This window comes from Siccirubricoccus deserti, assembly GCF_014283215.1.
In the GTDB taxonomy this organism is placed as follows: Bacteria; Pseudomonadota; Alphaproteobacteria; order Acetobacterales; family Acetobacteraceae; genus Siccirubricoccus; species Siccirubricoccus deserti.
Genome location: NZ_JACOMF010000095.1, coordinates 1 through 8,713, shown reverse-complemented (window position 1 = coordinate 8,713; position 8,713 = coordinate 1). Strand labels below are relative to the sequence as shown.

9 protein-coding genes and 1 other annotated feature are annotated in these 8,713 nt (G+C 66.1%); of the genes, 6 read left to right on the top strand and 3 right to left on the bottom strand.

Annotated elements, in window-relative coordinates:
* The first annotated feature begins 179 nt into the window (after positions 1 to 179).
* From H7965_RS27190 to H7965_RS32070, 3 genes are all read left to right on the top strand, one after another.
* Entirely contained in the window at positions 180 to 458 is a 279-nt protein-coding gene (locus tag H7965_RS27190; RefSeq protein WP_186773679.1) for a helix-turn-helix domain-containing protein, read from the top strand.
* A gap of 198 nt (positions 459 to 656) precedes the next feature.
* Positions 657 to 890 carry a hypothetical protein gene (locus H7965_RS27185; protein ID WP_186773678.1) on the top strand — a complete coding sequence of 78 codons (234 nt, stop codon included), beginning with the start codon at positions 657 to 659 and terminating at the stop codon, positions 888 to 890.
* A gap of 139 nt (positions 891 to 1,029) precedes the next feature.
* A complete protein-coding gene (locus H7965_RS32070; RefSeq protein WP_222440843.1) occupies positions 1,030 to 1,338 on the top strand; it encodes a transposase in 309 nt (102 codons plus the stop codon).
* A 245-nt stretch (positions 1,339 to 1,583) separates the two neighbouring features.
* Here H7965_RS32070 and H7965_RS27175 read toward each other — a convergent pair whose 3' ends face one another.
* On the bottom strand, positions 1,584 to 2,069 hold the full coding sequence (locus H7965_RS27175) for a cupin domain-containing protein (RefSeq protein WP_186773677.1): 486 nt from the start codon (positions 2,067 to 2,069) through the stop codon (positions 1,584 to 1,586).
* A 196-nt stretch (positions 2,070 to 2,265) separates the two neighbouring features.
* On the opposite strand from H7965_RS27175, the gene H7965_RS27170 reads away from it, so the two are divergent.
* The 3 genes from H7965_RS27170 to H7965_RS27160 all read left to right on the top strand — a co-directional run bounded on the left by H7965_RS27170 (position 2,266) and on the right by H7965_RS27160 (position 4,610).
* Positions 2,266 to 2,421 (top strand): hypothetical protein, encoded by a 156-nt coding sequence (locus tag H7965_RS27170; RefSeq protein WP_186773676.1) that lies wholly within the window; start codon positions 2,266 to 2,268, stop codon positions 2,419 to 2,421.
* A protein-coding gene (locus H7965_RS27165; protein ID WP_186773675.1) for an IS3 family transposase occupies positions 2,387 to 3,615 on the top strand; the annotation gives its coding sequence in 2 pieces (ribosomal slippage) (positions 2,387 to 2,684 and positions 2,684 to 3,615; 1,230 coding nt in all). Before H7965_RS27170 ends, H7965_RS27165 begins: the two co-directional genes overlap by 35 nt.
* Positions 2,671 to 2,787: a sequence feature (AL1L pseudoknot), on the top strand. Its footprint overlaps the gene before it by 117 nt.
* A gap of 362 nt (positions 3,616 to 3,977) precedes the next feature.
* Positions 3,978 to 4,610 carry a hypothetical protein gene (locus tag H7965_RS27160; protein ID WP_186773674.1) on the top strand — a complete coding sequence of 211 codons (633 nt, stop codon included), beginning with the start codon at positions 3,978 to 3,980 and terminating at the stop codon, positions 4,608 to 4,610.
* Between the two features lie 298 nt (positions 4,611 to 4,908).
* Here the strand turns inward: H7965_RS27160 and H7965_RS27155 are convergent, their stop codons facing one another.
* Together H7965_RS27155 and H7965_RS27150 are read right to left on the bottom strand one after the other, a co-directional pair.
* Complete coding sequence (locus tag H7965_RS27155; protein ID WP_186773673.1) at positions 4,909 to 7,806, bottom strand: ATP-binding protein; 2,898 nt, start codon at positions 7,804 to 7,806, stop codon at positions 4,909 to 4,911.
* Between the two features lie 254 nt (positions 7,807 to 8,060).
* Positions 8,061 to 8,291 (bottom strand): tripartite tricarboxylate transporter substrate-binding protein, encoded by a 231-nt coding sequence (locus tag H7965_RS27150; protein WP_186773672.1) that lies wholly within the window; start codon positions 8,289 to 8,291, stop codon positions 8,061 to 8,063.
* Positions 8,292 to 8,713 lie beyond the last annotated feature (422 nt).

The following is an 8,713-nucleotide window of genomic DNA, read 5'->3' as shown; positions in this document are numbered from 1 at the left end:
CGGCCTGCTGGTCACCTACGACACCGGCGGCGACAGCGTCTTCCTGGCGCATGTCACCAAGATCGCCGCGGCGGACATGCTCTTCGCCTGAACCCGGCAACCGAGACGGGCCGCACCGGCCCGTCTCGGAGCCCGTCTAAACCAGGTCCACTCGACCCACCCTCACCTCTGGTGCCGCAATGCTGTCCATCACCGCGGCGGCTCAGCAGTGCAAACTGCCCCGCGATACCCTCCTGAATGCGGTTCGTGCGGGAAGGCTCAAGGCCGCGCGCGACCGTCACGGGGTACTGCGGATCGAGGAGCAGGCATTGCTGGAGTTCTGCACGGTTCCGGCAGCCCCGGAAGCGCAGCGGCCGGACGAAGTGCTGACCCATCTGCGGGTTATGAGCAGCGATCGGCTCTCCCTGGTGCTGGCGCAGCAGCGCCGCTTGCTGCATCAGGCGGAACGGATGGCATAAGCCGGAGCAGCAAGGTGGCTTGAACAGCCCGCCACTGCTGGTCCCGAGACCATAGCGCTCTATCCTACCGGCGGTGCGGCTGCGATCCGGCCTGCCGAAGCAGCCGGCGTCTAAAGGCAACCTGGAGATGCATCGTCCGCCTCCCTGTTGCGTTACCTTCCAACTGCGGATGCAAACCCGCAGATCTGGAGACAGCGCATGGACGACATTCCAGCCCTTCCCCCTACGACAGACCCATACATGGGGGACCTCAGCTTGCCGGACGAATGCCGCCGTGTCCTTGGCCACGCGGACGGCGTAGAGCTTTCATTGGTCTGGATAGATGGCGAGCCGCAGGAGATTCCACGCTCCAGGCCTGATGTGGATCAGGACTGGGCTGACATCGATCTGCCGATTCTGCTCACCCGGGCTGCTGCTGCATTCCAAGTTTAACGGCAGGACACGCCCCGCAAAGCGAGCCAACCAAGAAAACCTTGCCCGCATATCTCACGATCCACAGGTGTATCGGGGCTCTGAATCGGCGAAAATTCTTCTGCGGCAAAGACTGAACGGGACGCAGAGGAGGGCCTCGATGCGGACAGAATGTAGCCCGGCGCCCTTCGAGTTTGCACCTGTCGAGGGCCGCGCCGTGGTGGCCGGCTCCGACGGCCGGGCGATCACCTCCAACGCCGGCGCGCTGCTGCTCGGCGCGACCGACCGGGCCATTGGCTTGGTCCAGCGCTTCGCATCGTGCTTCCGCGACGCACGGGCGCCGGAGCGGGTCGAACATGAGGTGGCCACCCTGGTATGCCAGCGCGTCTTCGGCATCGCCCTCGGCAACGAGGACCTGGGCGCGGCTGCCCGCCACGAGTGGTGCGCGCCTCAGCGTTCCAGGTCGTGACCGCCTCCGCCGTGAACCACACGGTCGAGCTGCCACGAGCGCGCAAGCCGGTGTCGTATGCGGCCCAGTTCGTCACCCGGTGCCGCTGCTTGGGGATCCGGTGTCAACGATCGGCGAGCATTTTGAACGGCAGGAGGAGGGCCTGAAAGATGGAGGGGACTTGCCCCAACCTCATCCTACCCCAAGGCACCCCGCTACCCGATCCCTGCAACAAAGTGCCTTCGCGGGGTAAGGTCCCCGCGCGATCACTGTCCCACGCCCGGCTCCAAGATCGTGATTGTCGGTGCGCCAGGCGGCAGTTGGAAGGTGTCCATCAGCACGGCGTCCTCGGTGCCTAGGTTGGCGGCCGACATCGGCGTGTTGGCGGGCATGTAGTAGCATGTACCCGCCGGCCAGACCGAGTTGGGCTTGCCTTCGACGAAATCCGTGATCGTGCCGGACAGCACGCAGGTGTGGCCGCCATGCTGATGAACATGGATGCCGACCCGTGTCCCAGCCCGGCGGATACCCCGCGTGATCACGAGGCGCTGCCCGTCCGAGGTAAGCGTGTCGAGCACCACCGTCACCTCCTCAAGCCCACGAATGATGCCGGGAGGGACGGCGCCGTTGATGGTGCTCACCGACGAGCGCGCTCCATGGTGGCCGGTATGAGGACCGGCGGTCTGGGCGGTCAAGGGATTCGCCGCGGCGAAGCTCAGGCCGAGCGCAAGAGCGGTAAGGCGCAGGATCATGGCGGTCCTTGTGGGTGGCATGCGTGAATTGAAGGGAGGGGCACCTGCCACGGCAGGCGGTGAACGCTGGGCGGATGTCCCCGCTAAGGCAGGATGTCAAGTGTGTGTACCGGACCCGGTTCGCTGGAAACGTGTGGGCACTATGCAGCGCGCTTCTGGCTCATATGGAGCCAAGCGGCGCGGGCTGAGTTCGCCGATGCGCTTCATGGTGGTCGAGTTTGGTGCGGGCGGCATCAGCCTCGCGCTCCTTGAGCGTGCCGTCGAGGGTGAACCGCCCTGGGTTTGGCGGAGGCTCCGAACCTTGAGAAAGTGGAGCCATGACGAAGAAGACTTCGAGCCGCTTTTCGCCTGAAGTGCGGGAGCGGGCGGTGCGGATGGTGCAGGAGCACGGGAGCGACCACGCCTCGCAATGGGCTGCGATTGGCTCGATTGGGGGGAAGATCGGCTGCACGACCGAGACGCTGCGGCAGTGGGTGCGGCAGGCCGAGCGTGACGGTGGCCAGCGCCCGGGGCCGACGACGGCGGAGCGGGAGCGGATCAAGGTGCTGGAGCGCGAGAACCGCGAGTTGCGCCAGGCAAATGAGATCCTGCGCAAGGCGTCGGCCTGTTTCGCGATGGCGGAGCTCGACCGCCGCTCGAAGTCATGATCGCCTTCATTGATGAGCATCGTGAGGCCTACGGGGTCGAGCCGATCTGCAGGGTGCTGCCGATCGCCCCGTCGACCTACCACGCTCATGTCGCGAGACGTGCCGATCCGACCAAGTGCTCGCTTCGTGGCTGGCGGGACGGGATGCTCATCGAGCAGATCCGGCGGGTGCACGAGGCGAACTTCGGGGTGTACGGCGCCCGCAAGGTCTGGCGGCAGCTCGGCCGGGAGGGCGTCACGGCAGCCCGCTGCACGGTGGAACGCCTGATGCGACGGATAGGCCTGCAGGGCGTGGTCCGCGGCAAGGAAGTCAGGACGACAATCGCCGGTAAGGCCACCCCTTGCCCGGCGGACAAGGTGAACCGGCAGTTCCGGGCTCCGCAGCCGAATGTGCTTTGGGTGTCCGACTTCACCTACGTCGCGACCTGGCAAGGCTTCGTCTACGCCGCCTTCGTGATCGACGTCTTTGCCCGACGCATCATCGGCTGGCGGGTGTCGCGGACAGCCCATGCCGGGTTCGTCCTCGATGCCCTGGAGCAGGCGCTGCACGACCGCCGTCCGGCGAAGGGCAACCTGACCCACCACAGCGACAGGGGCGGGCAATATCTATCCATTCGGTACGCAGAACGGCTGCTCGAGGCTGGCATCGAGCCCTCCGTCGGCAGCGTCGGCGACTCCTACGATAACGCGCTCGCCGAAACCGTCATCGGCCTGTTCAAGGCGGAGGTAATCCGACGCCGCGGGCCGTGGCGCACCATGGAGGCCGTCGAGTTCGCCACCCTCGAGGGGGTGGACTGGTTCAACATCCACCGCCTCCTCGAGTCCATCGGCAACATCCCACCCGCCGAGGCCGAGGCACGCTACTATGCCCAGATGGAGACACCCGCCCTGGCGGCGTGACTCAAGCCAACAGGCCTCCGGCAAAGCCGGGGCGTTCAGTATGACGGCGACCGGACTCGGCAGAGAGAAGGCTGGCCTGCAGGGAGGGAGCCCCCGGCACCGCGGCCACTTAGCCACATCACCGTCGCACGCGGTCGGCCCCTCGAGACAAGGCGCGTCGATGACGCCGCTGGCCAACATTCCATGAGCCCGGGCCAAGTCCGGGACGGCCTGTCATCACCGCCACCGGGCTGAGGTATGACACGGTACCGCACCGAGTGCCCGAATGCTGAGCCTGATGATCCGCGTAGGGGCGTGTTGCTGGAGCGCGCTGCTATTCCTAGCTGAGAGGTCTGGCTGCCGTTCCGGGAGACAAGAAATCCATGGCCTCGTCCATTGATCCGAAGATCCAGCAGGCTCTGGCGGTCGTCGCTCGGGGCCTTGCCAATGGGAGTTTACAAGCGGCCCTCGACGGCAACGACCGGCAGGGGGACGACGAGGAGACGCCGATTGCCAGGATGGATGCCGAAAGCGGCGAGATATTGGCTGAGGCGGCTTTGGCGGTGGCCTTTGGCGCCTTTGCTGCTCGTGGCGGGGACGGCGGCCCGATACACACGCTGGTGGCTTCTGTCGGCCTCCTGGCCATGATGGCGGGTGAGGAGCCTGATCCGCCGGCGGAGATCGCCGCGGTCCTGACCGACGGCGACAAGGTCGAGTCTGAGATCGAGCGGGCCGGCGAGCTTGCCGATGAGGCATATCGAAAGGCATCGTCTGGCGACGATGCGATCGCTGCGCTGGAGGCGCGGATTGTCGGCACCGCCATCACCCTTGCGGGCTGCACACTTGCGCATGGGGAGGACGGCCATGAGGCAGTCCGCGCGCGAGCAGCCCGGTACCTCGCTAAGCTTTCAGCAGGCTTGTTACTCATGAACCGCGCCATCCGCGAAGGGAATGCTGCTTCGCTGTCTGCTGCGCAGGCGGCCAACAGCGCTCACGCCACGCCACGTCTGTCCTAGGGCTCGGCTCGTACGAGGTCCTCCAGGGGTATCGCAGACTTGCAGAATGGACCCGGTTTGATAGCTGGGCGGAATGCGCTCGCGAGCCGCCGGGTCGCCCTACACCGGCCGGCACCGTCACAGACCTGCATCCGGCTTTGATGAGAAGGGCGGTCTCCTGGAGGAGATCTGTAGCCGGGCCCGAATGCGAGCGCCACCAAGCGCCGCATGTCCTAGCCGTACCCGTAGCTATGAGCGAAGATCATCGGCCTTGCGCCTCGGCCAGAAACCCAAACAGGGCTTCTCACGAGCACGTCGGTCATGCGCACCTTTCAATAAGCCTCTCCGCCTGCACCGCTAGGTCGTCAGAGGATACCGGCTTTCGCAGCAGCGCGAATGGGCCGCCCGCAGCCGCCTTGCACAGGGCCGGCGCCGTGTCGTCCTCGAGATAGCCCGTCAGCAGCACCGCCGGCAGGCCCGGCCGCCGCTGGCGCGCCTCGTGGAGAAGGGCAAGTCCGTTCATGCCGGGCATAGCAAGGTCGGTGACCAGCAGGTCCAGGCGATCGCTGGCCTCCAGTCGCATCAGCGCCGCGACCGGGCCTGCGGCCTCGATCACGTGCCAGCCTCGCGCACTCAACTCCGCTGCCAGCGTGGCGCGCACCATTGGCTCGTCGTCGACAACTAGCACGCGCCGGTCCGAGCCGCCGGGCGCAGCGGGTGTCTCTGGAGCGCCACTGGCGGTAATAGGAATTGGCACCCCAGCCGCCCTTTCCGACCCGGAACCTTGATCAGCTTCGGCTGGAAAGCAGGGGAACCAGAGCGAAACCCTCGTACCACGGCCGGATTCGCTTTCGATGCCAATGCCTCCGCCAGACTGCTCGGCGAAGCCTTTCGCCATAGACAGTCCTAGGCCTGTGCCGCGGCCAAGCGGCTTGGTCGTGAAGAAGGGCTCCGTCGCGTGCTCCAACGTCTTCGCGTCCATGCCCGATCCGGTATCCTCGACTACAAGGCGGAGATAGGCGCCAGGCGTAAGGCCCGCGCCATGGGCCTGCCCATCACTCACTTCCTCGAGAGCAGCGGACAACGTCAGCGTGCCGCCATCGGGCATGGCGTCGCGTGCATTGGTTGCGAGGTTGACCAGCACCGCCTCGAGCTGCCCCCGGTCCGCCATCACCGGCGGCAGTTCGCCGGCCACAACCGCGCGCACCTCGACTCCCGCGCCTAACGTGTGAGCCAGCACTTCCCGCAGGTTACCGAGCGTTGCAGCGACGTTCACCGGTTCTGCCCGCAGCTCACCACGCCGGGCGAAGGCGAGAAGGCGCCGGGTGATCGAGGCGCCGCGCTCTGTTGCCTCCGACGCCATCCCCGCAAGGTGCCGGACTCGCCCTGGGTCCTCCGGCCGCCGCGCAATCAACCGCAGGGCGCCTGCAATAGCCTGCAGGACGTTGTTGAAGTCGTGTGCAATGCCGCCTGCGAGTTGGCCCAGCGCCTCCATCTTCTGCGCTTGCGCAAGCTGCGCCTGCATTGCCTCGCGCGCCGAAACCTCCCGCCGGAGGCGGGCATTGGCGTCCTTGAGTTCGCGTGTACGCTCGGCCACGCGCTGCTCGAGACCTTCTCTCGCGCGGCGAGCCTCCTCGAACAGCCTCGCATTGTCGATTGCGATCGCCGCCTGCGCCGCAACGCCGGCCACGAGCCGCTCGTGACGCTCTAAAAAGACCGCCGGCTTCGGGTGACCGAAGAAGAGGCCGCCGATGACCTCGCCCGAACGCGCGATCACCGGGATGGCCATGTAGGACCGAACAGGGAGGTAGCCTTCCGGCATTCCGCGGAATGGCGCATTGCGCCCGTAGCGCGCGTCGAGGGTCACGTCGGCGATGCGCACTATACCCTCGCCGCGGAGGGTAGGCCCGAAGAGCTCGGTAGCACGCGGTATAGGAAAGTGGGCGAAGGCATTCCGTGGCACGCCAGAAATAATGTAATGGGTGAGGTACCCACCCCTGGGATCGGGTGCATTGTAGAAGAAGGCACCGAATCGCGCACCGCTGAGCTCCGTTGCTGCATCTGTGACAGCCTGCAGCAGCCGGTCGAGGTTAAGTTCGGCGGAAAGCACCGTGCCGATCCGGTTCAACGTCTCGAGTGCGTGAGTCTCCTCGCGCAGAGCCTCCTCGACGCGATCGCGCTCCGCCGCGCCCTCACGCAGCGCGAGTGAAGCCGCAGCTATTGCCTCGGCGACGGTATCAACCTCGCGGATGCCGCTCGGCTGCGCCTGGACCAAGTCGCCGTGGGCCAGCCGGCGCGCAGCGTAGGCGAGCCGTCCGATCGCAATGGGGATGCTCCGGCCCATCGAGTGCGCGAGCAGCGCCGAAGCCAGCAATGCCGTCGCCGCCAGGCCGGCAAAGATCCAGAGCGAGTGACGCAGAGGCTCACGCAACACCGCCGTCGGCACGCCAACCGCAGCGCGCCAGCCGGAGAGCTGTGAGCGTTGGTAGGCGGCCACCACGGGCTCCCCGGTTGCCGTCGTGCCTACCCAGGTGCCGGCCTCGCCCGTGGCGCTGCGGCGAAGATCGTTTGTCGCAAGGTGGCCGACGAACTCCTCGTTCCGGTTGGAGCGCGCCACAATCCGTCCGGCACCGTCTACGAAGGACGATGTCCAGCCGCTCGGTAGCTCCTGCGGTCGGAGCGCCTCGAGAGCCAGCTCGACAGGCACATTGAGACTCAGCAGCATGGGGCGCGCGGCCGCACCCGCTGCTACCGGGCTAACGATGGTGAACTCCGCTGATCTCCCGCTGGACTCCAGGAGCAGGCCGGAGACGACTGGTTCCCCGATCTGTAGGGCCCGGAGATCCGTCTCGGTGAGCGAACCAGGCACTGGTGGAGTGCCTCGCGGCAGACGCGTGTCGAGGAGCAGCCGGCCGAACCCATCACGAAGGACCACCGTGAACGTCTTGAGGTGCCCAAGCTCCTCCGCCTGCGTCCTGAAAGCTTCAAGATCCCCTGCCTGAAGATGCGAGGACAGCGACAGCGCGCGCAGAGTGAGGACGAGCCCCTCAAGCTTGCGGTCAAGCGCATCCGCCGCATAGCGTGCTGTATCCCGAACCTCATTCTCCAAGCGGTCCCGTTCGGACGAGGCGAATTGCCAGAGCAGGACGCCGTTGAAAGCGAGTACCGGTAGGAGGAGTGCGACACCGAAGGCGAGCAGACGGCCGACGAGCGGCAACCCGGGTGGTCGCCCGTCCGCGCCCCGTCCCGGGTCGACCGCTATGTGACCCTGTACCTTCTTCATATTGCCAACGGGTCTGGGCCTCAGAAGCAATTGCGTCAACACACGTGTCATCGCGGAGGCGAACCGGGGATGCGGCCGCGCTCATCGGATGTGAGGGTGACGCGGTTCATGGTAGCTTCCGCGGGGAGAGGTCGCTGATCGCCGAACGCGGTAGCCTGGTCGGCCCATGCAGGCCGTCGCGCTTCCCATCAGTCCAGCTTGGCAGAAGAGGCAACCTCGCTCCACTTGTTCACTTCGCGGCGGACCAAGGCATCGGTCTCCGCGGGCGTGGAGGCCACCGCCTCCGCCCCCTGGCTGGCCAGTTGCGTCCGGACCTCCGGCATGCGCGCGATTTCCTGCATGGCGTGGGACAGTCGCTCGACGATCGCCTCTGGGGTGTGAATAAGCGCCGAATTGGGACCCCACAGCAAGTCAAGCAACAGCCTTGATAAGGCTCGAAAAAGCAGCGTAAGAGAGGGGTTCTGATCGGCGTTAATCGGGACCCCATCTACTCGCCGATTTTAGCAGCAACTTCAGCTTCTTGCGGCCGCTTTCGGGTAGGGTCCCAGTTCGGCGCTTATTTACACCCGGCCGCGCAGGACGCCGCCGCATGACGGCAACAAGGACGGCGCTTGGCCAAGTCGTCAAACTGTCCGACGGATGGGGTCCCCTTAGAGTGTACGGCGTCCATGAGGTCCTGCAGCACGATTTGCGACGCCGGATGCTCGAAGCGGAGATCGCGTCCCGGATGGTGGTGTAGGAGGCGGCCGCTGGGATGATGGCGGTCACCGTGGTGGTTCTCGGTAGGGTTGGGTTGCTGAGACCGACAACCCGAACCTCGGACCGCCACGATGACCGACGA

Excerpts from the sequence above, each read along its gene's own strand:
- H7965_RS27190 (WP_186773679.1), top strand. The coding sequence starts at position 180 with ATGCTGTCCATCACCGCGGCGGCTCAGCAGTGCAAACTGCCCCGCGAT.
- H7965_RS27185 (WP_186773678.1), top strand. The coding sequence starts at position 657 with ATGGACGACATTCCAGCCCTTCCCCCTACGACAGACCCATACATGGGG.
- H7965_RS32070 (WP_222440843.1), top strand. The coding sequence starts at position 1,030 with ATGCGGACAGAATGTAGCCCGGCGCCCTTCGAGTTTGCACCTGTCGAG.
- H7965_RS27175 (WP_186773677.1), bottom strand. The coding sequence starts at position 2,069 with ATGATCCTGCGCCTTACCGCTCTTGCGCTCGGCCTGAGCTTCGCCGCG.
- H7965_RS27170 (WP_186773676.1), top strand. The coding sequence starts at position 2,266 with ATGCGCTTCATGGTGGTCGAGTTTGGTGCGGGCGGCATCAGCCTCGCG.
- H7965_RS27160 (WP_186773674.1), top strand. The coding sequence starts at position 3,978 with ATGGCCTCGTCCATTGATCCGAAGATCCAGCAGGCTCTGGCGGTCGTC.